Here is a 25,391-nt window from a genome sequence, read left to right as displayed (position 1 = left end):
ATGAGAACATTCAATGTCGGCATTGTTGGTGTGGGTATCGTTGGGACAGGGGTTGTAAAGATCCTTTTAGAAAAACATTCTCCTCTCCTGGAAAAACTCGATTGTGTTCCGGTATTAAAAGGTATTGCCGATCGTAATCTCGATGTAAGAAACAGAATAGATTTGCCATCGGATATTCTTTTTACAGATGATGTGGATATACTGATAAACGATCCGGATATCCACGTTATTATAGAACTTATTGGGGGATTGCATCCTGCAAAAGAAATTATTACGAAAGCGCTTGAAAAAGGTAAGGATATTGTAACTGCAAATAAAATGCTTTTAGCCCTTCATGGTTTGGAACTTTTTCGTAAGGCACGGCAGTGTGGCAAAAGTATTTCCTTTGAGGCAAGTGTAGGTGGAGGTATCCCCGTTATTGCAGCATTAAGAGACGGCTTTATTGCAAATAGGATAGAGTCTATTTTTGGTATTGTAAATGGCACTACCAATTATATCTTAACAAAGATGACCAAAGAGCATGTAAAATACAGCGATGCCCTTGCAGAGGCACAAAAGATGGGTTATGCAGAGAAAGATCCTTCTATGGACGTTGACGGTATAGACTCATCGCACAAGCTTGCTATTTTAGCAAGAATCGGCTTTGGTGTTGATTTTGATTATAAGGATATTTATTGCGAGGGTATCAGTACTATAGATCTCTCCGATATTTGGTATGCACACGAGTTGGGATACACCTTAAAACTTTTAGCGGTGGCGAAAAGGATAAAAAGCGCTATTGAATTACGTGTGCATCCAACACTCCTGCCGCACGATCACCCGCTTTCCTCGGTAAACGGTGTCTTTAATGCTATCTGTGTCAATGGAAGTGCTGTGGGTGAAACTATGCTTTATGGTAAGGGAGCTGGTCAAATGCCCACTGCCAGCGCTGTGGTTGCAGACCTTGTGGATGTTGGACTTGGAAGAGCAGGTATAACATTTCATGCGATGAAGACCTTTTCTGGAAACTGTGAGCATATTTCCATAGCGGATATTATGCAAATCAAAACGCGCTATTATCTGAGATTCTCTGTTGTTGATAAGCCAGGGGTACTCGCAAAGATATCGGGTATTTTGGGAAATTATGAAATCAGTATTGCCTCAGTTATTCAGCATAAAATCAAAGAGAATGGCAACGTCCCTCTCGTGATGATGACCCATCTTGCAGAAGAGGGTAATCTGCAAAAAGCGCTTACAGAAATTAAGCGATTAGATATCATAAAAGATTCTACAAAATTTCTCCGCGTAGAGGAATAATTCCTTACTGAAAAGTGCTAAATTCTCGGGATTGGGTATCAAATAAGTCGATAAGTGGAAAGTGAAGACAACGTGCGTCCGTGCTTCCCTCTAATCCCCCCTAACTCCTTTTAAAAAAGGGGGGACAAGGGATTTTCCCCTTTTTTAAAAGGGATTTGATTTCCCCCTTTTCTAAAGGGGGACTAAGGGGGATTATGGGTGGTTCATTATTCCTTATCTTTACACATTTTAGCTTGATGCATATGGGGTTGTAGGCTCGGTGATGAGTGTTTATGTAGCCTGGCATGGGTAATTTTGAAATTAGAGAACTGTTAATTCTGGTTTATCTAGAATAGGAGATAGTGTGAAATATTGTATTATTATTCCTGATGGTATGGCTGATTATCCTCTGGAGAAGCTCGGTGGCCGGACACCAATCGAGACGGCCCGTACTCCTCATCTGGATTTTCTTGCCCAAAATGGTCAACTTGGTGTTGTTCGAACTATTCCAGGCGGGTTTTCACCCGGTAGTGATGTCGCTAATCTTACGATCGTGGGATACAATCCGGGCGAATATTATTCAGGGCGTGCGCCATTAGAGGCTGCTAGTATTGGCATTAAACTGAATAATAGTGACTGGGCATTTCGTTGCAACTTGATTACGGCCAATGAAGATACCTTAGAAGATTTTTGTGCAGGTCACATAAAGACAGAAGAGGCGGGTCTCCTTATTAGATTATTAAACGAAAAGTTAGGTAACGATCTTATTCAATTTTATACAGGGAAAAGCTATCGGCACATTATGGTATACAGAGGCACACAGAAGATGGATGCCAAATGTTTTCCACCTCACGATATTATGGGGCAGTCGATTCAAAAACATCTTCCGAGGGGAAATGGGAGTGAGATTCTTGCTGATCTTATGGAGCGTTCCCGGACACTTTTACTTAATCATGATGTAAATAAGGTTCGTGTAGATTTGGAAGAAAATCCGGCTAATATGATCTGGTTATGGGGACAAGGGCATCGTCCTCATATGCCTGCGTTTCAGGAACGGTTTCATCTCAGAGGTGCCGTTATTACTGCTGTAGACCTGATTAAAGGTATTGCATGTTATCTTGGATGGGATATCATTGATGTGCCTGGCGCTACTGGTTATTTTGATACGAATTATAGTAATAAGGGTCAATATGCCATTCAGGCGTTAGAAAATTATGATATCGTTCAGATACACATTGAATCTCCCGATGAAGCGGGACATGAGGGTAATGTGCATGAGAAGGTGTCAGCTATTGAGCAGATCGACAGTAAGATTATAGGACCAATCCTTGAGGCGAAAGATAAATTTAACGGCCTGCGCATTCTCGTCCTTCCTGATCATTACACACCAATTGTTAAACGGACCCACACCCCCGAAGCTGTTCCTTTTGTGGTATACGGAACCGGTATAGAGAAGGGTATAGGATTTTCTTATACTGAGGCCAATGCCCATGCCTCAGGTCTCCACATAAAGGAAGGTCACCGATTAATCGAACATCTTATTTCTGGTTCTTTTCGATAAATTATGGCTAGCCCGAGCTTTGCCGTAAGGATAAAAAAGATTTGAGGATTAAATTTCTAATACATCCAAAAAGGGGATAGTCATTGGCGAGAATATGAGGCGTATAAAGGCTGCGGCAAGACAGATTGAAGCTAGAGGTATCAAGGATGGAGAATTGACCCCTGGGATGAGAAATTAGCTATGAAAAGAAATCAGGCATGGATAATAAAGATGGTGAGAGAGGGATATGAGATAGTAGATATTGGGATTGACCCCACAAGAAGTATTCGTAGCCATTTTTATAAGATGGAGAAACAGATTATTAATCAGAAACACTATCCTATTATTCCTTATGGTAGTATCATTGGGGCTTAATATGCAAGAAACAATGATCAAAATTACAAGTGCTTTTTATCAGGTTAGTATTAAGAAATTCCAATTCCTGATAGAAGAATTTAGTTTTGGAAAAGCTAAGAAGAAGGCAGATGAAGGAGTCTACAGGCTTATCTATCAGAATAAGACAACTGCGGTAGTGATTGGGTTAGAATGGAGAGAACAATACATATACGTGGAGCTTTTCCAGCTTGTTAACGGAGAGATTCAAGAGAATCCCATTCTCATCAATTCAGAAAGCAAACTTACTGGTTTTAATCTCGAAGATCTTCTTGCCTTGAGAATTCCTTCCCTTAAGCTCGATTGTAAGTATTTTAATAAACCTTTAACCGTTGAGTTAGTTAATGATATCGTAACTCATTATTCGGACTGTGTGCGGAAATATGCCCGTGATATTTTAATGGGAGATTTTAGTATCTTTACTAAACTGGATGCAATAGTCAAGAATAGAGTGCAAGAAGAATCTCTAGTGGGAACAGGACATGGACTTATTAGAAAAAAACCCTTGGCAGACTTCTGAAAGCACCCACAGCGACCAGACTAAAGCGGAAGAAGCGAGTAGGTGAATACACCTATAGGGAAGATAGCTATTGTTATTGCCAGGCAAAACGCCTGAAGGTCCCAATAAAACAGGGCAGCTCTGCCAGGAGTTTGGTTCGTTAAGGCCTGGTTTTTATGGCACACTCAATAACCATATTTTTTATACAAAAGAAGATGCCTTCCCCGTCTAAAAAGGCGGACTATCCACCCTTCATACCATACAAATTCTGGGGACACCATACGTAATTATTGATATTGTTTTTTTAATAGTTAAGATGCGTGCATGTCCAGAATTGCTCGTGTAGTTGTACCGGAAGTTCCACACCATATTACTCAACGAGGAAATCGCCGTTCACAGATACTTGAAGTGTTTGGCAAGTGGGATGATTTTCTTTCCAGAGACTTATCGGATGAAGAGGCCAAAAAGTTTCGATGTCACGAGCGAACCGGGAGACCTTTGGGTGCTGACAATTTTATAGCCTGGCTTGAAAATGTTCTTGGAAGAATGCTCCATAAGCAGAAATCTGCAATATCTTTCGGGGTAGCAGGGGCGGCATGCAGGGGAAGATAAACAGACCAGTGCTGGAGAGACCCTATGCAGTAATGTTTGAGGGGCATAAACCGCTCTGTATAAGGAAACGAAATCACATCGGGCTGTAGAGGGAGAAGGAACCCTGCTTTGTTCATGCAACCGAGGAGGAGAGGTAAAGGAAGATTGCAGAAATGCTAACAACCACGGAAAAGATCAGGATACTTCCATTATCGCAATTGCAGCAGAGTCCTCAAGCAAGTAAGAGAACACACTCAATTCCGGCTTCGGATACACCTGTACAGACGTCATAAAATCAGAGACAGGAAGACAGGGCTTAAGCGATACACAAACAGCATGTTGTTTGAACGATATGGTCTTTACAAAGTGCCGACCATAGAGGTATGGAGACAGGTGTATGCCTTATGGTGAGGAGCATTAGAAAGCCATGTGCGGGAAAACCGCAAGCACGGTTTGATGAGGGAAGACTGGCGAAACAAGCATGGTGAGGCTATTGAGGCACTGCCAGACGAAAGGGGCAGAAACAGATAGGCCAACCTAAACTATATAGAGCCAGTTCCCTACGCTACCCGGAATTCACCCAGAATTCTAATCCGGAAATGATTCATAAATGTCTTTACAACATCCCTGTGGCTTGTTAGATCTGGTATTCGAGAGGTTCGATTGTTAAGTTATTGCTATTTCAAGAATTAATTAATTGAGCAACAAAAACACCCTTTTTATAAGCCATTAAAACTACAGGACATATAAAAACCTCTCGAATGTCAGTTAGATAATTTAGATTCATAAGGGCTTTGTTGCACAAATCCGAGAAGATCACAAAAATAATGGTGCTGCTGTCTGGAGCGATTTATATAACTCATTGCCAGAAAGGCAAAAGAAAGAATTCCATAATCTGGTTTGTGAAAACCAATTTAAAAATGGTGTACATTCTAAGCACCCGGAAGTAAATACTTTATTATCACATTACAAACGACAAAAAGTATAAATCACATGCCCAATCTAACCAATATGCCTTAGCTTATGTATACCTTTATTGATAAAAGAGAAAAGTAAGCTAGCTGAATTTCAATCAAAAACTTTAGACACGAAAAATAGAATTAAGCAATATACTCTAGTAATTGTTCAAGAAGATTCCTGCTTTTTGCTCTTGTATAAAATAATACCGTTGAATGGGTTCTCATCAAAAAGTTTCACTCTGTCATTAAGGGTAGACAGATAAACACGATTATTTTCTTTCGTCAATTATATTTCACATGCCCTCAATTTTTCCCTTAACTCCTTTTCCCGGTCACTTAAAACCGCGTTAGTGAGTTCGTTGATCTCTTCCAGCCATTTTAATTTATCCTCTGTGGATAATTTCATATATTCAATTATTTTTTCGTCTTCAAATGTATAGACAAAACCCTTATCCATTCTTTCCTCCCATATATTCTCTTACTTTTTTCAGCATTTCTATATCGCTTAAATCCTGATTTCTCCCGCTAAATTCTTTCATTTTTATTATATCGTCTATTGATGCCAAATAAATATCTATATCCTTTGCCTTTTTTATGGTTCTATTTATAAAGGACTTTTCAAAATCCAATGGATGGATAAGCACAATATCAACCACCTTATAGTTGTCTTTTTTATGATAAAAACTGAATGCCTTAAGGTTTTTATTTTCAATCCAGTTCTTCACTTTATCAGGATTTGCAAGGTCATCGGGGTTTACAGGTAGGCGCGGAACATAACCTAATTCCTTCAGTAGAGATGTTATCTTGAGAATATTTTCTTTATTCATAGCGATAATGATGTCAATGTCCTGAGTCACCCGAGGAACACCATAAAGGTTAACAGACAATCCACCTACGATGAGATATCTGATCTTACTCTTATACAATCCTTCCAGTATCTCAAAATAATACATGTTCAGTCCTCTTGCTCCTTTTGAACATGAGTATAGTATCAATCAACTAACATCTCTTTAATTATCGATTTGATCTTTGTGATGGCATCATTAGTTACTTGCCCTAATCTTTTAACCAACCGGCTCCTGTCTATAGTCCTTATCTGATCGAGTACGACCCATCCCATTTTTTTCTCAAAGGTTATTTTTACCCTGGTTGGATAGCTGTGGGATTTTGTTGTCATGGGGGCAATAATGATTGTCTGAATGTTTCTGTTCATTTCATCTGGGGAGATTACCAGGCAAGGTCTTGTCTTCTGGATTTTAGAACCGACCGTTGGATCAAGATTGATGAGATAGATATCGTACTGCTTTATTTCCATTCCCAATTTTCCATGAAGTCTATGGTCTCATCAAGCAACAGTGCGTCATCCTTTTTCTCGTGCATTAGTCTGAAGGCGTCATTCCATCCCTCTCTGGGTATGGTTTTTACCGGTCTGATGACTATTTTTTCTTTTTCAACTTCCAGATCCACTTCATTTTCAATCTTGCATTGCTTAAGTATTGCCGTAGGTATCCTGATACCTTTTGAATTTCCTATGGACACTAGTTTTGTTCTCATAATATATCTCCATAATGTTATGTAATTATAATGTAATTACATGTAAAAAGCAATCCTGGAATTGGTTTGTAAACATCAGTTTAATAGCTTTACTATCTCGTTTGCCGCATGTTCAGATGCCCCTGGCTTTGCAATGGCGTTCATAAGTACCGATAGCTCATCGATGCTGGTTTGTCTTCTTTGATTATTCTTAATTCAGGGGACACCATATTTAATTATTGACATTGTTTTTAAAATAATTTGGCAAGTGAGGTGATTTCCTTTCCAGAGGTCTATCGGATGAACTAGTCGAAGAGTTGGTAGAATAACTTGTTGAACTACTATTTAATAAACCCTTGGCATCAAGGATAATATGGAAATCGGAGAGACTATTACAAAAACAATCCGCTTTATTCTCTTGGGTATAGTTCTGTGTTTTTATACAAAACAATGCCTGAAATCACAAGCATCGAAGTTGTTATGCCGCATCCTGTGAGGTAATTCGCTATGTATTATTTTGTTATTATTTCTACTATAGATATATCTTTTTTTATCCATTCATTTACTATTGTAGACACATCGATACCTTTTTTCTTTGAGACAAACAAAATAAAAATAGCAGAAGAATGAATAGCAATTACATCCGATCAGGAGAGTGTATACCAAGAATACTAAGGCCGTTTTTTATGACCTGTCTGGTGGAATCGACCAGTAGTATCCTGGCCCTGGTTAATTCCTCATCATCAGACAAAACGCGGTGGGTATTATAAAATCTGTTCAGGCTGGCGCACACATCGATAAGATAATTGGAGATTAACGACGGCTCGTAAAATTCTGCAGCCTTCAGGATTGTAGTAGGGAATTGTGATAAGTTTTTGACGAGGGCAAAGGCTTCGTCTTCCTTTAATAATTCGTAGTTTATATCTGCTGTTACAGGCTTACCATATTTTCTCAGGATACTGCAGAGTCGGGCATGGGTATACTGGACATAAGGACCGGTTTCTCCCTCGAAGTTTAAGACCGATTCCCATTCAAAAACGACGTCTTTTGTCCGCCTGGTCGATAAGTCAGTAAAGATAACAGCGCCAATACCAACCTCTTTTGCCACAGCATCTTTATTTTCTAATGAAGGATTTTTTTCTTCTATGATCTTTCTAACACGCTCAATTGCCTCAATTAACAGGTCTTCCAATAAGATGACCTTCCCCTTCCGGGTGGACATCTTGCCGTCTTTAAACTTCATAAGGCCAAAATCCACGTGCACACAACGGTTTGCCCAGTCGTATCCCATCAGTTCCAGGACTTTGTAGACCTGCTTAAAGTGCAGCTTTTGTTCTGAACCAACCACATAGACCATGTTATCAAAGGTGTAGGTCTTCATCCGGTATTCAGCGGCAGCAATATCACGGGTGGCATAGAGGGTCGCATCGTCTTTCTTGCGTAAGAGACATGGAGGCATGTTGTAAGGTTCCAAATCAACAATCAATGCCTCTTCACTAATCTTTGTTAAGCCTTTTTTTTTAATCCTCTTTACCGTATCCTCAACCATCGTATTGTAAAAACTTTCACCAATAAAGGCATCGAAATGTATTTCAAGCATATCATAAATCTTTTGAAACTCTTTCAGGCTAATATCCTTGAAATGCTGCCACAACTCTTTTGCCTCAGAATCCCCTGCTTCAAGTTTCTTGAACCATTCCCTTGCCTCATCCTCCAATGCGGCATTCTTCGCCGCCTCCTGGTGAAATCTTACATAAAGATTGTTCAAGTCCGTAACGGTATATACCTTCCGTGCACTCTCATCTCCCCACTTTTTATATGCAACAATCAATTGTCCAAATTGTGTCCCCCAATCGCCGAGATGATTAATCCCGACACAGTTATATCCAAGGGTTTTATAGATATGGTAAATCGCATTCCCGATTAGTGCAGAACGGAGATGGTGAACAGCAAGGTGTTTGGCAATATTCGGAGAAGAATAATCGATAACAATAGTTTTTCCGCTCCCTACCTTTGCACTGCCATAAAGATCCTGTTCTTCATGCACCTTTTTTAATAGCATTTTTGAGAATATTGTCTTATCTACAAAGAAATTTACATAAGGACCTATAGCCCTTATTTCTGCAACTGGACTGATGGCATGTAAGGTTTTGGATAGTTCTTCAGCAATACTATTTGGTGGCTTTTTGAGTACCTTTGAGAGGGTATAACAGGGGAATGCATAATCACCCATCTTTTGGACGGGTGGTATCTCGATAAGCTTTTCTATCTCATCTTCCCGGAGGTTTGTTTTCTCTTTTAATAAAGATGCGATACTTTTTACAAAATAATCCATTTAAATCAGACCCATCTTCTTTTTTACTTCACTCATCGTATCTCTTACTATTTCCTTACATCTTTTAGCGCCGGTGTGTAAGATATTTAACAGGTAATCCTGGTCATTGACCAAATGCTCATATTTCAGACGGATAGGAGTTAGCGTCTCGATGATATTATTTGACAAAATCTTTTTACACTCAACACAGCCAATCTCAGCAGTACGGCACACTGCATTGATAGTTTCAATCTGTTCGTTTTTGGAAAAATGCTTATGCAGGGTAAAGAGATTACAAACATCAGGATTACCAGCGTCAGTGCGCCTTTTTCTGTTCTCATCAGTTACAGCCGTCGAGAGTTTTTTTCCTATTGATTCAGGCGTTTCTACCAGCGATATGTAATTCCCAAGACTCTTACTCATCTTGGCTTTTCCATCAAGGCCCATAATCCGTGAGGCTTCAGAAAGGATTTCTTTCGGTTCCGGAAACGTTTCTCCATACCGTGTATTGAATTTTCTCACGATTTCCCGTGCAAGCTCAATATGCTGAACCTGATCTTCACCTACCGGAACAGCCTCACTTTTATAAATTAAGATATCGGCAGCTTGTAAGATAGGATAGGTAAACAACCCTGCATTAATGTTTTCGGCGTTCTGTTTTGATTTGTCTTTAAATTGGGTCATACGCTCTAAATGGCCCATAGGAGTTATCGTGTTTAATATCCATGCAAGCTCGGTATGCTCTGGCACGTATGATTGAACGAAAACGATGCAACGATTAGGGTCTAAGCCAGATGCAATATTGACCGCTGCTGCATTCAGGATTCTCTTTTGCATATCTTTCGGATTGTATTCAATAGTAACTGCATGATAATCTACGATGCAAAAAATACATTCATACTGATCAATCAATCGTACCCAATTTTTAATGGCCCCTAAGTAGTTGCCGATATGCACATCACCGCTGGGCTGAATTCCACTAAATAAACGCTTTTTCATAAGACTATCCTGTTATTTTCACCGCAGAGGGCGCAGAGAAATAAGAAAATATTTTTTATCCCTGCGATCTTTGCGTTCTCTGCGGTGAGTATTTTATTTATAAAACCTTTGGTAATAACTTTTTGATTCGCCGTGCTGCTTCCCTGGTATTTTTAATACTTGGTACCAGGGCAAAACGTACATACCCTTCACCAGGGTTTTGCCCGCTTTCTGTCTTATCACTAATCCATGCGCCCGGAGTTGTTACAATTGCAATATCAGGCGAAAGCAGTTTTCTGGCAAAGTCCACAGAACTCATGTCTTGAGGTACCTTTTGCCACAAATAAATGGTAGCCTCCGGGGTACAATTTGGGAAATTGATAGAGTGAAATGCATCAACCAGTAAATCCCTTTTGATTTTATATTCCGCTCTCATCTTTTCCACGTGGGTCTCATCACTGAGGGCGGCAATAGCTCCATCCTGAATAAATGTGGCCGTACCCGAATCAATATTAGTTTTTACCTTTTTAAATATATCGATAATCCGCTTATCACCGGCAACCCATCCAACCCGATAGCAAGTCATGGCGCTCCTCTTAGAGAAGGAATTAAATACGATAACGCCTTCCCTGGTAACCTCCAGGATACTATGAGGAGCCTCTTGAAAATAAATCTCGCTATAGGCCTCATCCGAGGCAATAATGATGTTATATTTTTTACCAAATTCTACAACTTCTCTTAAATACGGCAAAGGCGCTACAGCCCCACTGGGACTGTTCGGATAGTTAATCCAGAGAATCCTGGCCTTCCTGCAGACTTCTTCCGGAATGGATTTCAAGTCTATGAGAAATTTATTTTCAGCAAGAAGCGGTACATAATAGGGAATGCCTTCGGCAAATAAAGTACCCCGCGTATAGGGTGGATAGCCAGGAGAGGGTATAATCACATAGTCGCCCGGGTTGACAATTCCTTCAGGAAAATTAAATACAGCTTCTTTTGAACCAATAGTTGATGAGATTTCTGTGACCGGATCCATTTGTATACCAAATCTTTTTTGAATCCACTGGGCGATAGCTTGCCGGAATTCAAGTGTGCCAATATAGCTAGGATAACCGGATGATTTACGTAGTGTTATTCCTTTTTGTGCCGCCTTACGTACAATCTCAGGCGTTGGTACCGTAGGGTCGCCAACTCCAAAATCAATGGGAGTTATCCCCATCGTTTTTAACTTTTCAACTTCTTTATCAACTTCTGCGAAGGCATACGCACCAATGGACTGCAACCTCTTTGATGCCGTAATCTCCATAAATACATCATCCTTTCTTCTAATTTTTGTGTTGATTTGCTATTCTATTTTTTTGACGGATCTGTAGTCGCAGGTACTATTGGTTTAACAGGACTTCTTTTCCCGGTCATTTCTTTAATTTCTATCTCAAGCACATTCGTCCTACTCAGCATTGCATCAGTAAAAGGAGCTTTGGGATTTTGTGGTGCATACTTGTCGGCAAGCTTCTGAAGGGCATTATTCTTAGCATGTATATCGGTAAGTATTTTTATACTGCCAAACAGAACGACAGATCTATAAGCAACAGAAGAACCGCAGGTAGGCTGCTTTATAATTACATTTTTAACCTCTTCTACTTCAAAACAAACGTTCTGATTAACCCGTATGTTATCTAATTTTCTTCCTTCGTTTGCGCAATGGAGAAAAATCTTTGAGGTCTCTTTGTCATAGGTGAAATTCATTGGTGTAATATAGGGAATCCCGTTGGCGCATGTCCCTAATCTTCCCACAGAAGCAGTTGAAAGAACCTCTTCGATCTCAATCCTATCCGTTATTTCTTTATCTTTTCTTCTCACTGATTATATTTTTCTTCCAACGGCTTCTGCCACAGGTTTCAACTCCTGCATCAGCTCATCAAAGGATTCGAGGGTGATTGTTTGCGGACCATCCACGAACGACTTTTCAGGTTCAGGATGAGTTTCGATTAATAAACCATCAGCACCCACAGCGATAGAACCTTTTGACATTGGATTAATAAGACTTCTCTTTCCTGTTCCATGACTTGGGTCTACAATGATAGGGAGATGCGTCATTTCCTTAAGTTGTGGAACAATGCTTAACGATAAGGTAAATCTGGTGTGCGTCTCAAATGTTCGGATCCCCCGCTCACAGAGAATTACATTCGGATTATTCTGTGCCAGGATATACTCTGCTGCTAAAAGAAATTCTTCAATCGTAGCAGACATTCCTCGCTTTAAAATTACCGGCTTCCCCGATTCACCTACTGCCCGCAAAAGCAGAAAGTTTTGCATATTGCGGGTTCCGATTTGTAATATATCACTGTATTTACTCACTAATTTTACATGCTCAGGAGTAAGCACCTCGGTAACGATGGGCAGACCCGATACTTCGCGGGCACGGGCCAGATGTACGAGACCTTCTTCCTTGAGGCCCTGGAAGGTATAGGGATTACTTCGTGGCTTAAATGCGCCTCCCCGTAATGCAGTTGCGCCTGCATCTCTTACCCTTTTGGCAATTTCAATAATTTGCTCTTTACTTTCTATAGCGCACGGTCCTGCAATAACGGCAATGTGATCGCCCCCTATTTTTTTACCATTGTTAAAATGGATGATCGTTTTAAAATCTTTCCCCTCTTTACTGGCTAATTTATAGGGTGCAAGAATCGGAACGGATTTTTCCACACCTGGCAAAACATCCCAAAAATCTTTCGGTACAACCCGTTCATCCCCAATAATCGCAATTACATTCCGATTTGTTCCTTGCAAGAGGACTCCTTTTAAGCCGGCCTTTTCTACACTATCGAGAACGTGATCGATATCCTTTTTTGTAGATTCAGCCTTCATTACAATAATCATTTAGCTACACCTCCACCAAATTTTGTGGGCAAAAAAAAGCCCTAAAACTAGCTGTTTTAGGGCAATATGTTTAACTTCCATTATTTTAATATCGAATCCTAAGATCGCCCTCTTTTATGATAATATCGAAAATAACAGAAAATAAAATAAGACTTTACAGGAGATTTCATAAGCATAAAAACCATTTCTCGATATACCCTTTGCAAGGTAATTAATAACCCTAACAAGCATTAGTTTCCGGAGTAATACTCTGTTTGTTATGAAATTTAAGTGTTAAAGTTTACCTAACAGGATATTTATTGTCAAGTGTAATTTTAATGTATTATATTTATTAGTCTTACGCTGAAAAGGGGTGAAAAGGTAGAGTGGATGAAGAAAAGTAGCAGGTAAGACTATTTGTTTTAAAAAACGCTGTTATTTTTATAATTAAATCGTATAATTTAATTACTTAATTTTTTAGAGAACTGGTAATATTTTAACTGTAATAATAGTATAGAAATTAGGTATTCAAAATAGAGAAATATGTAAGTGTTGTATGGATAAGTATTAATTTGCGGTTATTATATTCGGCTCGGTATATAATGTCATCGATTTCATATGAAAAAAAGTTATATCAGCGCCTTAAGACCCTATCGGATGCCTTTTTATTATCTTCCAGGGACTTGGATTACAAGGCGGTTTTACGGGCAGCAACTAAGCATTTTAAGGTATTTACAGAGGCAGACGCATCTGTACTTATGTTACATGATACGAAGAAAAACCTCACGCCGGTTTGTTCTCTGGGAATTCCTATCTCTAAGGTCAGGGATACAAAGCTTCCGTCATCCACAAGGCTAAAGAATATCCTTGCCCATCCCGTTTTAGATGTACGATATGCCTCTTTTATGAATACACCCTTTATTCAAAACAGGAAGCTTATTGGCTTATGCGCTGTATTTAGTACCGTGCCTGAGAAGTTTGATATCTTTGAACATAATAAATATGAAAATCTCTTTTTAACCATATTAGCTAGCTATATTGCAGCAAGTGTTGAAAATGCCATTTTAGCCAACTCTCTTCAGTTAATAGAACATTCCAAATCTGAACAGAAAAATTCTCCCGATACAATTGACAATTTAGCGCCATAAGTATTTTTTATCACTCCTCATACATAATGTAAGGTACATCCTTGCAAGATCACCTTATAGCTTTTTCCATCTTACCCGATTATAACTTGTTGTTCTTTTCTGCACTCAACAATAGTATGTATTTCACAGTTTTTATAAGAATATATGTAAAATTTAAAAGGATTGATTTTTATTAATCCTAAATTACAATATAAATTATGATGAGAGATTTCAGATTTGGCTCCATCATTTTTAGAAAAATATATGCAAAAGATGATCTTTGCCTGTAAGTGAGACAGCTAACCTACCCGTAATTTTTACTTTCCTGAGATGAGAGTTTATACGTTTATATCTCAAATTCTTTATTTGTAAGATAAAATTAATCGTCTTATAACAACGTTGCCTTCATGAAAAGTGAACAGGGATATCTCTCTAGATTGCTTCGGATATTTCATCCTTCCCGATGATAATGAGAAGACTATTGGCAGTAATAAACCAGGATGAGGTGAAGCTTACACCGTGAAAGGGGTGAATGTGAAACTCTCAGATGTATTAACGGAAAACCGTATACTTATCAATATACATGGGAAGGACAAATATGATGTTTTAGAAAAGATGGTACATGCAGTAAAAACTTCAGAGAAGGTAAAAGATGTTGAAAATCTCTTAAAGAAGGTACTTGAACGCGAGAAGATTAAAAGTACAGGAATCGGAGGTGGCATTGGAATCCCGCATGCCCAGACCTCCGGGGTTACTGATATTATTGCATGCTTAGGAGTTTCAGAATCAGGGGTCGAATTCAATTCCCTTGATGGAAAACCAGTACATTTGATTTTTTTAATCGCCACCAGGGAGCGAACAAATAATACCTACCTCGGACTTTTAAGCCGAATAGCCCGTCTCTTCATTGATGAGTCTTTCAAACAAAAGATCATTCAATCCACATCGCCAGAAGAAATCATAAACCTTATCAGAGAAAAAGAGAAGGAATAAAAGAAAGTTGTTTTTATGGATTCAATACACTTTTCAACCACAACAATTATTTTTATGCTGATACTCTTTTTTCTGCTTCTCTTCGTCTCCGCCTTTTTTTCATTATCTGAGACAGCGCTTTTTTCTCTTAATAAGATACGACTGGATTTCCTCATGAAACAAAATAACAAAAGAGCCGTCTCTGTTTACAAAATTATTAACGAACCAGATAAGCTCCTCAGTACCATCCTTACAGGAAATAACATTGTTAATACCGTAGTATCAACGATAGGAACAACGGTTGCAATATATTATTTACACGAGTGGGGTGTATTTATGGCTCCCATTATTGTTGCCCTTATTTTGCTGCTCTTCGGCGAAACCTTTCCGAAAATGCTTGCAACCCAGTTTCCCGACCAGCTTTCATTATGGATTGTCAAACCATATGAATGGATACGATGGATTCTATCACCTATTGTCATGCTGATTACCTATGTTGCCTGCCTTTGTTTTAATCTCTTTGGTGTAAATATCAAATATAAGAAAATAATTTTCAGCCGTGATGAGGTAAAACACATTATTAATGAAAGTGGAGAGACTGGTGTATTGGCTGATGGAGAACACGCGTTGTTACATAAGGTATTTGAATTTAATGACAAGCTTGTAAAAGAAATTATGGTGCCCAGGCATAAGATTGTTGCCATAAATGCTGATACATCTCCTGAACATATTGTGAGGATTGTTACAGAAGAAGGTTATACAAGGTACCCCATATATAAGCATTGTATTGATAACACCATTGGAATAATCCACGCAAAAACGGTTATCAACATACTACTCAATAATCCATTATTCATCCTTGAAGATCTCATGATGGAACCTTATTTTGTCTCCGAGGATGAGAAGATTAGTAAAATACTTACCGATTTTCAGAGAAAGGAATTACATTTTGCCCTGGTTAAAAATACCGAGGGAATTATTTCCGGATTAATCCAGATAAAGGATATTTTAAAGGTTATTTTTGGAGAAATGAGAGAAAAAACATTGTAAATATGACACTACCCGTTATTTCACTAAAAGCAAAAAGAAACTCCCTTCATCCCTGGATATTCGACAGAATGATCCGCCATCCCCAAAAACGTTTAAAACCAGGAATGTTGGTAGAAGTAGTATCCAAAGAGGGGGTATTTATCGGCAGGGGTATCTATAATTATAAAAGCAATATTGGCATTCGCCTATTGACTGAAGACGCATCTGAACCGCTCAATAAGGAGTTCTTCTTAAGAAAACTTCAGCAAGCCAAGACACTGCGTGAAGAAGTTCTCGGAATCCAGAAGATCTCGAATTCTTATCGGCTGATACATGGAGAATCCGATGGTCTATCCGGATTGATTATCGATAAGTTTGCTGATGTGTTTGTTATAGAACCATACTCCGCCGGGTATGTTGGCATAACAGAATGGATCGTATCATCTTTACAGTCTCTTTATCCAGGCGCCCGGGTTGCAGTACGCCCCGATGAACGAACCGCAGCAAAAGAAGGAATAGATTTTTTACCAGTAGCAAAGGATTATCCAGGTCCGGATTCTGTAGAAATTAAAGAAAATCTGTTACAGATGAGAGTAAATCTCGAGACAGGGCACAAAACAGGATTTTTTCTTGATCAGCGTGAAAACCGCTTAACACTATCACAATACTGCTCCGGTAAAGAGGTGCTTGATTGCTTTTGCTATACGGGAGGATTTGCTATCTCTGCAATGTTGATGGGTGCAAAATCAGCTACCGGGATAGACCTGGATGAAAAGGCATTGGAAATGGCACTAGAGAATGCACGCCTGAACACTGTAAAGGTAACCTTTCAACACGTGAATGTATTTGATTATCTTCGCACGATGCATGCAAAAGGAGAGCAGACTGATGTTTTAATCCTCGACCCTGCCAAACTTGCTGGCCATAAGGATGAAATGAAGCGGGCGCATCGTACCTATGGGGATATTAACCGGCTTGGTATGCAGGTCATTAGGCCGGGCGGCATTCTACTGACGTGTTCCTGCTCAGGGCTTGTCTCTGAGAAGGATTTTCTTTCCATCCTGACCCGTTCAGCCGCAGAAGCAGGAGTTGTACTCCAGATTTTCAAGGTTGCCGGTGCATCATCCGACCATCCCTTTTCTACCATTTTTCCCGAAGGGAGATATCTCAAAGCCGTTTTTGCGAGAGTATTTCCCTATATAAAAAAAGGTATAGAATTCCATGGTGAAACCAAACACGCCAGCGTGCGTCAGAACACAATCCATGCGTAGAGACGTAAAATCTTCCGTCTCTACCATATTGCCTGGCATTCGAGAGGTTTTCTTTTAAGCTGAGCAGAAGAGTTATTTTTTACCTGTATGTTTTTCCGTAATCAGAGCGAACGCAAGGTTAGCCTCTATTATTCAATAATATTTTGTGTAACTACAAACATGTTGACCGATGAGGATTAACAAGACTATTCCCTGAATATATTTACTATTACTCACACAACGATGATTCCTCCTGTCATTTCCGAATGCTTCCCCGTTCCTCATTTCCATGAAGACAAGTTTCACGAGGACAAGTTTATCGGAAATCCAGTGCCTTTCCCGTTTCTTCCCTATGCTGGATTCCTGATAAAGACATTCGGGAATGACAAATGGGAAACAGGGGAATAATAGAAATCACCAGGGAATAGCAGGAAAAACACGTGGGAATGATACTCTGCGTGGATAACTAATTCCTGTTCAAGACATACTGAGATAGGATTTACCCTGCTACCAAAGGAATAAATTTCAGGCATGGATATGAGCTTTGCAGACAACCCCTTAGCATTTTTACCATTCCCTTAATAAAGATGCTTAATAACATTGTCCTGCCACTTCAAAAACCGCTTACCTCAGATGATCCCGTCTCTTGGTAGCAAGTATTGTAAAAGAGTCACTCCCCATAAGGTATTTCCTGGAGGGATGCATATAACCTCTTCAAAAACCAATCACCATCTCTCGATACTCGTGAATGTCAGTTACTACATACGAAAAGTTATTCCGAAATCTACAAAAGTTTTCTATTGCATTAAAAATATGTTCTTTTATAATCTAACGGGTTTAAAAGATATATCTATCCTCTTTTCATTTCATGGATAATAGTAGCTAACCTATGACTTATTTAGAAGCTTTGATTCTCGCTATCATCGAAGGTATTACTGAGTTTTTACCTATTTCGTCTACCGGTCATATGATCATTGCTTCTACGATTATGGGAATCAACGAAAATACCCTTGTAAAGAATTTTGAGGTTGTTATCCAATTCGGCGCTATTTTATCTGTGGTAGCGCTTTACTGGCAAAAGTTTTTTACCTCCTTCCGGTTCTACCTGAAATTAGCCTTTGCATTTCTGCCGGCTGCGGTTATAGGTGTTTTACTCGGTGATTATATTGATAGCTTATTGATGAATATATGGGTAGTAATTACTACCCTTTTTCTCGGAGGAATTGTTCTCATCTTTGTGGACAAATGGTTTAGGCATGCCAACGAGGCTAAAGAACAGGAAATATCCTGGTCTCAGGGTTTCAAAATAGGATGCTTTCAGTGTATCGCTATGATTCCGGGTGTATCGCGGTCAGCGGCCACTATTATAGGTGGGATGAGTACCGGACTCAACCGGAGAACGGCAGCAGAGTTCTCATTTTTTCTTGCCGTTCCGACTATGCTTGGCGCCAGCGCCAAGAAATTAATAGATTCTTATGCAACCATTCAGCATCATGATATAAAGATTCTTCTGTTTGGAAATATTGTGGCATTTATTGTAGCTATGTTAGCTATTAAAGCCTTTGTTGGCTTCCTGAAACAGCACGGCTTTAAATGGTTTGGATATTATCGTATTATCGTTGGTGTGGTATTGGCTATTGTTGCAGTTTTATTAAAGATACAGATGTAAAATGAGCCTTCAGGGAAAAAAGCCTTGAGTTACCGGAAGCTTTAAGCCATTTTTGTGCCCTTGTATTCACGGTCTCTACCGTTTTATCTCCTTCTTCTCTTGTGTAATGATACGAATTTGCCGTTTTAACAGGAAGTATTCGTAGCCCCAATTGAGCAACACCACAATTCGGTTACGGAAACCGATTAAAAAGAACAAATGCAGTGCCAGCCAGATAACCCATGCACTAAAGCCTGAAAAGCTAAAGCCCATTGTATGGGCAACTGCAGCTCCACGGCCAATTGTTGCCATTGAACCTCTGTCACGATAGTAAAATGGACCTATCGGACGTCCACGCTCGCCCTGAAGAATTGCCCTGCCTGCGTATTCTCCCTGTTGCATTGCCACAGGCGCTATCATAGGTAACGGTTGTCTATCTTGCTCCAGGTAAGCCATGTCACCAATAACAAAGACATTGGGATAGCCTTCAATCGTGAGGTCCTGTTTGACGATAATGCGGCCGCCACGGACCTTCATCACTGGTAATGCATCAGCCAGCGATGAGGCGCGAACACCTGCTGCCCAAAAGAGTGTGCGGGAAGGAATTGATGTCCCGTCTTTCAACAATACCTGATGAGATTCGGCTCCGCTGACAGCCGTCTTAAGCCGCACCTCGATACCCATCCGATGAAGTTTGAAAAGCGCATAGTCCTGCAGCTTTTTGGGGAAATTCGATAAGAGACTGTCGCCTGCCTCTATAAGAATAATCCTGATATCCTTTACCTGCAACTCCGGATAATCCTTCGATAAGACATGATGAACTAATTCTGCCAGTGCGCCGGTGAATTCAACGCCAGTCGGTCCCCCGCCAACAACTACAAAGGTAAGCAATGCTAAACGCTCGGATGCATTTGGCTTTTGTGCTGCGTATTCAAAAGAGCTCAGGATTTGATTCCGCAGTACGACTGCATCGTTGAGATATTTAAGATCATATCCGTAACGTTTCATAGTATCCATACCAAAGAAATTCGTTACACTGCCTGTGGCAAGTATAAGGTAGTCATATGCAATTACACCGTTGGCTGTTAACACCTGATGACGTTCAAGATCAATACCCCATACCTCAGCAAGCCGGAAGTGTACTCCCCTCCAGCGCCGTATAATCTCCCTGATGGGATAGACAATCGATTCCTGTTCCAGTTCTGCTGTTGCTACCTGGTACAGCAACGGCTGAAAGAGATGATAATTATTCCGGTCAAGCAGCAAAACGTCGAAGCCCTTATTTGCTAAGGTCCGGGCTGCTCTAAGTCCGGCGAAACCAACTCCGACGATTACCACTCGCTTCATCTCTTGTCTCCTGGAATATCAATAATACATAAGATATTCATCCATCTCATGCTTTCATTCACAACCAGTCTTTCTTTTTGAAAATAATTACTACTATCAAAGATATCACAAGAGAGACAAGCAATATCGATGAAAATGTAAAGGAGTAATTCTGCCCCGGAAGACGCACATTCATGCCATAAAAACCGGCAACCAAAGTGGGAAGGCTAATTACAATCGTTATCGAAGCCAGGAACTTCAGGATTACATTGAGATTATTAGAGATAATGGATGCAAATGCATCCATCATCTGACTCAGGATATTCTCTGAGATGCTCGTCATTTCCATTGCCTGGCGAATCTCAATAAGGACATCATCCAGGAGTTCTGCATCCTCCGGGTAAGCCTGAAACAACTGACCTTTTTGCAACCGTTCAAACATTAATTCATTTGATTTTAAGTCAGAAGTAAAATAGATCAGGCTCTTTTGATACTTGAGTAAGTCCAGAACCTCTTTATTTTGCACCGACCGGTAGAGCTTATCTTTCAGTATACTAACAGCGGCATCAATATCACGCAGATAATTCAGGTATTGATTTGCCGTGTGGAAAAACAACTGCAGGACAAACCGATTCTTTTTATCAGTAGACAGGTCATGTATACGGCCGGCAGCAAATTCCTTAATAATGACGGTCTCTTTTCGGCTGATCGTTACGATAAATTTATCAGCCAGAACAATCCCAAGCGGCACAGTGATGTATGGAATATCTGCTATCTTGTCCTGTTTATAGGGAAGACGGAGCACGATCAGGATAAGACTGTTATTTCTCTCTGTCCGGGCACGTTCATCAATATCCAGAGAATGAGTTACGAACTCAGGAAGAATACCCCATTTTTCTACCTGTGCAATTTCTTCCGAACTGGGATCTGTAACGTTAATCCAGATTCCATCGCTCAGGGTATGAATAGTTTTTAACCCTTGATCCGTACTTTTGAAGATGGTAATCATATTTTCAAAAACAGACGACGGTTGTTGTTAAATAAGATAATTACGTACTATCAAATATGAAAACGATTCCTGCTTTTTGGAATTGCCATATATGTTTCATAGCAAAAAATACCCTATTGTATTAGCCTTAGGTTCTATTTAATACATTTTTACTCATTTTACAACCATTATAAATTACCAACGGTACAATATCGTATATTTCACTATTGTCTCTGTATCTTTTTTTACCGGAATGAGGAATTCAAGGGTATTTGCATCTTTTTTATGATACGGATGTGAGGATTCACGAATTTCAAAATCTCCCCAGACATGTTCTATTACGAGAATCTCGACATCTTCTTTTTTATGATTACGTAACTTGATTTGCCATGTCTCTTCCCGTGCGCGGTCACCTAATTGTTTATAATTGATCTGTTTTCGTTCACCAACGATATCAAATGCATCTCCTACATACAGCCGTATTTTTTCATTCTTCGGTGTATGATCTACCTGGTCTTCACCGAGAAAGATTTGCGACTGGTCTTCATCGGATTTATAAACCCGTACCTTTCCGGCAGGAATGGGCAATCCCAAACCATTTTCTTCTGCGTTTATAAATTCCAATTTTACATTAATCTTCTTCTCGTTTTTAGATCCATCATACTCATAGATCTTTTTTACGGATGTTGTTGCCGTTGGAAAAAGCGAGAGCTGTTTTATTTGATTATTTTTAATTGTGGCATCACGCTGAAGTGTATAAAGATGATACTCAAAGAAGGCCTTTTCCTTAAATTGGGGAGCCGAAGCGACTTTTTCCATTGCCAGTTCTTCATAAGCAGTATATACCGGTGGAGGCGGGGTTATCCGATGAACATCACCTGCTACCAGTTTAAGCTTAGCGCCTTCGTAATCTGTGCCTGATTGATTTTGGATGGAAACCCAGGCAGACAAATCTAATGTTGTTTCATCTTTATTTACCAACGCAACATATTCTGCATGCCAACCAATTCCTCCCGTCAGGTAGCTCGTTTCTATCGTATGTGTGCCGGCTTTTTCATTCGAAAGATACCAGACAAGGGTCGGTCTGGTAATCAAACCTGCTGGTAATTCAGGGAAGTCTACATTCAGAACATTCGCCATGGCAATAGATTGAATCCCTCCGTCCTTCTTCTCCAGCACAACATTTCCACCGGTACTGAGCAACTTTCCCTCAAAGACTTTACCCTCTTTCGTAAATAATTGAATAACCTGATCGATATACTTCTGCAATATTTTTTCTGCACTCACCAGATCATACTCGTAGTTTTGTTCAAGAGCAGCTACCTGATCCGGTGCACTCAGTGATTTAAAATGAACTGAGGTAGGATCAATTGAAGACGGAACATCGGTAAAACGAATTTGCTGATCCCCAGCTTTTAAATCTATCTTGCGGACATCATGAACCAAGCCAAGATTATTCTGGTAAACAGTAATAGAGATGTGCTTCTCCTGTGCTCTGGAATCACGAGTTAAAACAGGAAAAAGAAACAGACAGGAAAGACTGATAAAAAAAACAGAGTTCTTCATTTTACAAACCTCCAGGTTAATACAGTATCCATAAAAAGACAAATACGGGAACCACAGATTTCACAGATTGCATAGATAATTTAAGCTATTTGCAAGGGCAAAGTATCTGCTGATTATGAAATAAGTAATCCACCTATCGTGTGCAAATGCCTCGCCCTTATTGCCATTTTACACCTCATAGTATACCGCTAAGAATCAGAGCAAAAAATTTCCTTATGGTATCTGTGTAACCTGTGAAATCTCTGATTTCAAAGGATAAGATTTTTCTTGCCATGTCCGGTAACGAAAGAGGAATATCAGGCCAGGAATAGCGGCCAGAGTGCAAAAGATAAAAAAATAATTCCACCCAAGATATTCGGCCAAATACCCGGTAGGGGATGAAACAATTACCCGGGGAACACCCATAAGGCTGCTCAAAAGGGCATATTGTGTGGCGGTAAACCTCTTATTGCACAGGCTTGCCATAAAAGCCGTATAAGCAGAAACTCCCATACCGCTCGTTAGATTCTCAAAGGTTATCGTTGACACCAGGATAGAGTAATATGCCCCGATAGATGCGAGTGTAGAAAACGATAAGGTGGAAATAGCTTGAAGAATTCCAAAAATCCAGAGGGCATTATGAAGTCCAATTCTTATCATGAGAATGCCACCAATAAGACTTCCCGCAATGGTAGCAAATATACCAAAGGTTTGTGCAATAACAGCCAGATCCGTTTTGGTAAACCCAATCTTCAAAATAAAAGGGATTGTCATATTGGCTGCCATAATATCGCCAATCTTATAGAGGAGGATAAACGCCAGAATTTCAAAAGCCCCTTTTCTCTTAAAATAATCGATAAAAGGTTCTATAACGGCATCACGAAGAGATTGAGGTGGTATGATCTGCCCTTCAGGGTTTGGACTGAAACAGGTAGTAATAATACCTATGAGCAGTGAGGCGGCTAGCAGTACATAAACGTAATTCCAGGAAATACGGTCAGCCAGAAAGAGCGCAAACGCACCAGAAATGAGCATGCCTGTCCGATACCCATTAACAGCCAGAGAAGACCCTAGCCCTAGCTCTTCATCCTTTAAAAGCTCTCGTCGATAAGCATCAACAACAACATCCTGGCTCGCACTAAAAAATGATACAAGTACCGCCAGAAAGGCTATAATCCACGGAGACTCAGCAGGTCTCACAAGATAAAACGCCCCAATAGCCAGCATAAGAAGTACTTGAAAAATCAGCATCCATCCACGTCTGCGACTAAAGAATGGCGGTACGTATCGATCCAAAAAAGGGGACCAAAGGAACTTTACTGTGTAAGGAAGCCCCACTAAAGAAAACATCCCGATTACCGCAAGGTCTACCTTCTCATCCGTCATCCACGCCTGAAGTGTAGAACCGGTAACTAAAAGAGGGATGCCAGAGCTTATACCCAAAAAGAAGGTAACCAGTATCCGCCAGTTAAATATAGCTTTTACGATAGAGACCTGCATACCATGTACATGAGAAAAATGTTAAAGAAAAAAGCAAATATTCAATCTAAATTAACGCTTACAATTCCATATCAAAGCGTAGTATGAGCAAACTTATTTGTCCGTGTCTAATTTGAGAACTACTTTAAATCAGGCACTAAATTTAAATAAAAATTTTTTTTGCTGCTTCCTCAAATTTTTGTTTAAAAACTATTTGATTTACTTCAAATACTCTATCGTTGAAAAACACCTTTGAAATCCATCCTTCCTTAAACTCTTGTCTTACGTTTGAATAGCGGAATTGATTATGGCAATTTCCGCAAACTGCTAATAAATTTTGAATATAGTCATCTTTTTCGGGGTTAATATGATGAGTCTCAAAATAGGGGTTTTTATCTTTTTTTAAAAACCAAAAGTCACAAATCTGGCAATGTCCTGAATAAATTCTATTAAGTAAAACTTTTACGCTAGGTGGGGCACTTTCTTTAGCAGATGCTTTTCTTCTAATGGTTCTTTTTCTTTCTCCTATAGTACTAGTTTGTCTAATTAATCTATGGAACTCACTTAATTTAACAATTTCTTCTTTTGTTCTTGTCCAATTTACTATTTCATCTAGATGCTGTAATGCTTCTTGCTCATCAATTGAATTATCAAATTTATTCTGAATCTGCTGAGTTTTAATTATAAAATTTGATTCCCTTATTAGTTTATATTTAAAATTGTTCTGGTCTATAATTTGAATTACTATTTCATCATCATTTTCGATTCTATTTTTCTCAAACCATTCCCGCATTCCATAAATTCTACATTCACGAGTGCTACTGTTATAAGAGGAGTATTTCTTGATCTCTAAATCAGTTGAATCATCTAAATATACCTTAATAATACCATTGTGATCAGGAAACCATTTCGACAAAGAGACTGGAATGGCTATTAACCCCTTGTTTATACGGCCCTGCGTCATTTTAACTGTTACATAGTAACTATTATAACGTTTCATTAAAACATCGACAATTAGTTTGTTAAAAATTCAAATTTGCGCCATCGGTGCACCACGGGTTGCTCATTGATTTCTTGTACCCCTAA

At 39.5% G+C, this 25,391-nt stretch carries 24 protein-coding genes; 10 read left to right on the top strand and 14 right to left on the bottom strand.

Annotation, left to right across the window (positions count from 1 at the left end):
- From FBQ94_RS08800 to FBQ94_RS08780, 5 genes are all read left to right on the top strand, one after another.
- Positions 1-1,296 carry a homoserine dehydrogenase gene (locus FBQ94_RS08800; RefSeq protein ID WP_007220218.1) on the top strand — a complete coding sequence of 432 codons (1,296 nt, stop codon included), beginning with the start codon at positions 1-3 and terminating at the stop codon, positions 1,294-1,296.
- A 343-nt stretch (positions 1,297-1,639) separates the two neighbouring features.
- Entirely contained in the window at positions 1,640-2,836 is a 1,197-nt protein-coding gene (locus FBQ94_RS08795; RefSeq protein ID WP_007220217.1) for a cofactor-independent phosphoglycerate mutase, read from the top strand.
- 180 nt (positions 2,837-3,016) lie between these two features.
- Entirely contained in the window at positions 3,017-3,190 is a 174-nt protein-coding gene (locus FBQ94_RS08790; protein WP_007220216.1) for a hypothetical protein, read from the top strand.
- Position 3,191: 1 nt separating this feature from the next.
- Positions 3,192-3,728 carry a hypothetical protein gene (locus FBQ94_RS08785; protein WP_007220215.1) on the top strand — a complete coding sequence of 179 codons (537 nt, stop codon included), beginning with the start codon at positions 3,192-3,194 and terminating at the stop codon, positions 3,726-3,728.
- A 303-nt stretch (positions 3,729-4,031) separates the two neighbouring features.
- On the top strand, positions 4,032-4,319 hold the full coding sequence (locus tag FBQ94_RS08780; protein WP_007220214.1) for a hypothetical protein: 288 nt from the start codon (positions 4,032-4,034) through the stop codon (positions 4,317-4,319).
- A 1,224-nt stretch (positions 4,320-5,543) separates the two neighbouring features.
- Here the strand turns inward: FBQ94_RS08780 and FBQ94_RS08775 are convergent.
- The 9 genes from FBQ94_RS08775 to aroF form a co-directional block, all read right to left on the bottom strand.
- A complete protein-coding gene (locus FBQ94_RS08775) occupies positions 5,544-5,714 on the bottom strand; it encodes a hypothetical protein (RefSeq protein ID WP_007220213.1) in 171 nt (56 codons plus the stop codon).
- Positions 5,707-6,210 carry a DUF6036 family nucleotidyltransferase gene (locus FBQ94_RS08770; protein WP_007220212.1) on the bottom strand — a complete coding sequence of 168 codons (504 nt, stop codon included), beginning with the start codon at positions 6,208-6,210 and terminating at the stop codon, positions 5,707-5,709. The genes FBQ94_RS08775 and FBQ94_RS08770 overlap by 8 nt, the downstream gene beginning before the upstream one ends.
- 38 nt (positions 6,211-6,248) lie before the next feature.
- Positions 6,249-6,572, bottom strand: a complete 324-nt coding sequence (locus tag FBQ94_RS08765) for a type II toxin-antitoxin system PemK/MazF family toxin (protein ID WP_007220211.1) — start codon at positions 6,570-6,572, stop codon at positions 6,249-6,251.
- Complete coding sequence (locus FBQ94_RS08760; protein WP_007220210.1) at positions 6,563-6,811, bottom strand: AbrB/MazE/SpoVT family DNA-binding domain-containing protein; 249 nt, start codon at positions 6,809-6,811, stop codon at positions 6,563-6,565. The genes FBQ94_RS08765 and FBQ94_RS08760 overlap by 10 nt, the downstream gene beginning before the upstream one ends.
- A gap of 616 nt (positions 6,812-7,427) precedes the next feature.
- Positions 7,428-9,125 carry an arginine--tRNA ligase gene (argS, locus tag FBQ94_RS08755; RefSeq protein ID WP_007220209.1) on the bottom strand — a complete coding sequence of 566 codons (1,698 nt, stop codon included), beginning with the start codon at positions 9,123-9,125 and terminating at the stop codon, positions 7,428-7,430.
- Positions 9,126-10,103 (bottom strand): tryptophan--tRNA ligase, encoded by a 978-nt coding sequence (trpS, locus tag FBQ94_RS08750; protein WP_007220208.1) that lies wholly within the window; start codon positions 10,101-10,103, stop codon positions 9,126-9,128. It lies immediately after the preceding gene.
- 97 nt (positions 10,104-10,200) lie between these two features.
- Entirely contained in the window at positions 10,201-11,388 is a 1,188-nt protein-coding gene (locus tag FBQ94_RS08745; RefSeq protein ID WP_007220207.1) for an aminotransferase class I/II-fold pyridoxal phosphate-dependent enzyme, read from the bottom strand.
- 44 nt (positions 11,389-11,432) lie between these two features.
- Positions 11,433-11,942, bottom strand: a complete 510-nt coding sequence (locus FBQ94_RS08740) for a pyridoxamine 5'-phosphate oxidase family protein (protein ID WP_007220206.1) — start codon at positions 11,940-11,942, stop codon at positions 11,433-11,435.
- Positions 11,943-11,945: 3 nt separating this feature from the next.
- Entirely contained in the window at positions 11,946-12,962 is a 1,017-nt protein-coding gene (aroF, locus tag FBQ94_RS08735; RefSeq protein WP_007220205.1) for a 3-deoxy-7-phosphoheptulonate synthase, read from the bottom strand.
- A 581-nt stretch (positions 12,963-13,543) separates the two neighbouring features.
- On the opposite strand from aroF, the gene FBQ94_RS08730 reads away from it, so the two are divergent.
- The 5 genes from FBQ94_RS08730 (at position 13,544) to FBQ94_RS08710 (ending at position 18,988) form a co-directional block, all read left to right on the top strand.
- Entirely contained in the window at positions 13,544-14,089 is a 546-nt protein-coding gene (locus FBQ94_RS08730; RefSeq protein WP_007220204.1) for a GAF domain-containing protein, read from the top strand.
- A gap of 513 nt (positions 14,090-14,602) precedes the next feature.
- Positions 14,603-15,061 carry a PTS sugar transporter subunit IIA gene (locus FBQ94_RS08725; protein WP_285442094.1) on the top strand — a complete coding sequence of 153 codons (459 nt, stop codon included), beginning with the start codon at positions 14,603-14,605 and terminating at the stop codon, positions 15,059-15,061.
- A gap of 15 nt (positions 15,062-15,076) precedes the next feature.
- Positions 15,077-16,090, top strand: coding sequence for a hemolysin family protein (locus FBQ94_RS08720; RefSeq protein ID WP_007220202.1), 1,014 nt, complete (start codon positions 15,077-15,079; stop codon positions 16,088-16,090).
- Positions 16,091-16,092: 2 nt separating this feature from the next.
- Entirely contained in the window at positions 16,093-17,340 is a 1,248-nt protein-coding gene (locus tag FBQ94_RS08715; protein ID WP_051006123.1) for a class I SAM-dependent rRNA methyltransferase, read from the top strand.
- An 868-nt stretch (positions 17,341-18,208) separates the two neighbouring features.
- The gene (locus tag FBQ94_RS08710) at positions 18,209-18,988 is read left to right on the top strand and encodes an undecaprenyl-diphosphate phosphatase (protein ID WP_007220199.1); all 780 of its coding nucleotides are present in this window, start codon (positions 18,209-18,211) and stop codon (positions 18,986-18,988) included.
- A 75-nt stretch (positions 18,989-19,063) separates the two neighbouring features.
- Here the strand turns inward: FBQ94_RS08710 and FBQ94_RS08705 are convergent, their stop codons facing one another.
- From FBQ94_RS08705 to FBQ94_RS08685, 5 genes are all read right to left on the bottom strand, one after another.
- Positions 19,064-20,314 carry an NAD(P)/FAD-dependent oxidoreductase gene (locus FBQ94_RS08705; RefSeq protein WP_007220198.1) on the bottom strand — a complete coding sequence of 417 codons (1,251 nt, stop codon included), beginning with the start codon at positions 20,312-20,314 and terminating at the stop codon, positions 19,064-19,066.
- Between the two features lie 58 nt (positions 20,315-20,372).
- Positions 20,373-21,302 carry a magnesium transporter CorA family protein gene (locus FBQ94_RS08700; protein ID WP_007220197.1) on the bottom strand — a complete coding sequence of 310 codons (930 nt, stop codon included), beginning with the start codon at positions 21,300-21,302 and terminating at the stop codon, positions 20,373-20,375.
- Positions 21,303-21,476: 174 nt separating this feature from the next.
- On the bottom strand, positions 21,477-22,847 hold the full coding sequence (locus FBQ94_RS08695) for a DUF4139 domain-containing protein (RefSeq protein WP_051006122.1): 1,371 nt from the start codon (positions 22,845-22,847) through the stop codon (positions 21,477-21,479).
- A gap of 213 nt (positions 22,848-23,060) precedes the next feature.
- On the bottom strand, positions 23,061-24,326 hold the full coding sequence (locus tag FBQ94_RS08690; protein WP_007220195.1) for an AmpG family muropeptide MFS transporter: 1,266 nt from the start codon (positions 24,324-24,326) through the stop codon (positions 23,061-23,063).
- A gap of 142 nt (positions 24,327-24,468) precedes the next feature.
- Positions 24,469-25,305, bottom strand: a complete 837-nt coding sequence (locus tag FBQ94_RS08685) for an HNH endonuclease signature motif containing protein (protein WP_040543157.1) — start codon at positions 25,303-25,305, stop codon at positions 24,469-24,471.
- Positions 25,306-25,391: the final 86 nt, after the last annotated feature.

This window comes from Candidatus Jettenia sp. AMX1 (assembly GCF_030263775.1).
GTDB classification, from domain to species: Bacteria; Planctomycetota; Brocadiia; order Brocadiales; family Brocadiaceae; genus Jettenia; species Jettenia caeni.
The sequence above is the reverse complement of the archived record's forward strand: the minus strand, read 5'-3'. Positions and strand labels throughout refer to the sequence as shown.

Bases quoted from the DNA above. Each gene is read 5' to 3' on its own strand.
- FBQ94_RS08800 (WP_007220218.1), top strand. From the start codon at position 1: ATGAGAACATTCAATGTCGGCATTGTTGGTGTGGGTATCGTTGGGACA.
- FBQ94_RS08790 (WP_007220216.1), top strand. From the start codon at position 3,017: ATGAAAAGAAATCAGGCATGGATAATAAAGATGGTGAGAGAGGGATAT.
- FBQ94_RS08785 (WP_007220215.1), top strand. From the start codon at position 3,192: ATGCAAGAAACAATGATCAAAATTACAAGTGCTTTTTATCAGGTTAGT.
- FBQ94_RS08780 (WP_007220214.1), top strand. From the start codon at position 4,032: ATGTCCAGAATTGCTCGTGTAGTTGTACCGGAAGTTCCACACCATATT.
- FBQ94_RS08775 (WP_007220213.1), bottom strand. From the start codon at position 5,714: ATGGATAAGGGTTTTGTCTATACATTTGAAGACGAAAAAATAATTGAA.
- FBQ94_RS08770 (WP_007220212.1), bottom strand. From the start codon at position 6,210: ATGTATTATTTTGAGATACTGGAAGGATTGTATAAGAGTAAGATCAGA.
- FBQ94_RS08765 (WP_007220211.1), bottom strand. From the start codon at position 6,572: ATGGAAATAAAGCAGTACGATATCTATCTCATCAATCTTGATCCAACG.
- FBQ94_RS08760 (WP_007220210.1), bottom strand. From the start codon at position 6,811: ATGAGAACAAAACTAGTGTCCATAGGAAATTCAAAAGGTATCAGGATA.
- argS (WP_007220209.1), bottom strand. From the start codon at position 9,125: ATGGATTATTTTGTAAAAAGTATCGCATCTTTATTAAAAGAGAAAACA.
- trpS (WP_007220208.1), bottom strand. From the start codon at position 10,103: ATGAAAAAGCGTTTATTTAGTGGAATTCAGCCCAGCGGTGATGTGCAT.
- FBQ94_RS08745 (WP_007220207.1), bottom strand. From the start codon at position 11,388: ATGGAGATTACGGCATCAAAGAGGTTGCAGTCCATTGGTGCGTATGCC.
- aroF (WP_007220205.1), bottom strand. From the start codon at position 12,962: ATGATTATTGTAATGAAGGCTGAATCTACAAAAAAGGATATCGATCAC.
- FBQ94_RS08730 (WP_007220204.1), top strand. From the start codon at position 13,544: ATGTCATCGATTTCATATGAAAAAAAGTTATATCAGCGCCTTAAGACC.
- FBQ94_RS08720 (WP_007220202.1), top strand. From the start codon at position 15,077: ATGGATTCAATACACTTTTCAACCACAACAATTATTTTTATGCTGATA.
- FBQ94_RS08715 (WP_051006123.1), top strand. From the start codon at position 16,093: ATGACACTACCCGTTATTTCACTAAAAGCAAAAAGAAACTCCCTTCAT.
- FBQ94_RS08710 (WP_007220199.1), top strand. From the start codon at position 18,209: ATGACTTATTTAGAAGCTTTGATTCTCGCTATCATCGAAGGTATTACT.
- FBQ94_RS08705 (WP_007220198.1), bottom strand. From the start codon at position 20,314: ATGAAGCGAGTGGTAATCGTCGGAGTTGGTTTCGCCGGACTTAGAGCA.
- FBQ94_RS08700 (WP_007220197.1), bottom strand. From the start codon at position 21,302: ATGATTACCATCTTCAAAAGTACGGATCAAGGGTTAAAAACTATTCAT.
- FBQ94_RS08695 (WP_051006122.1), bottom strand. From the start codon at position 22,847: ATGAAGAACTCTGTTTTTTTTATCAGTCTTTCCTGTCTGTTTCTTTTT.
- FBQ94_RS08690 (WP_007220195.1), bottom strand. From the start codon at position 24,326: ATGCAGGTCTCTATCGTAAAAGCTATATTTAACTGGCGGATACTGGTT.
- FBQ94_RS08685 (WP_040543157.1), bottom strand. From the start codon at position 25,305: ATGAAACGTTATAATAGTTACTATGTAACAGTTAAAATGACGCAGGGC.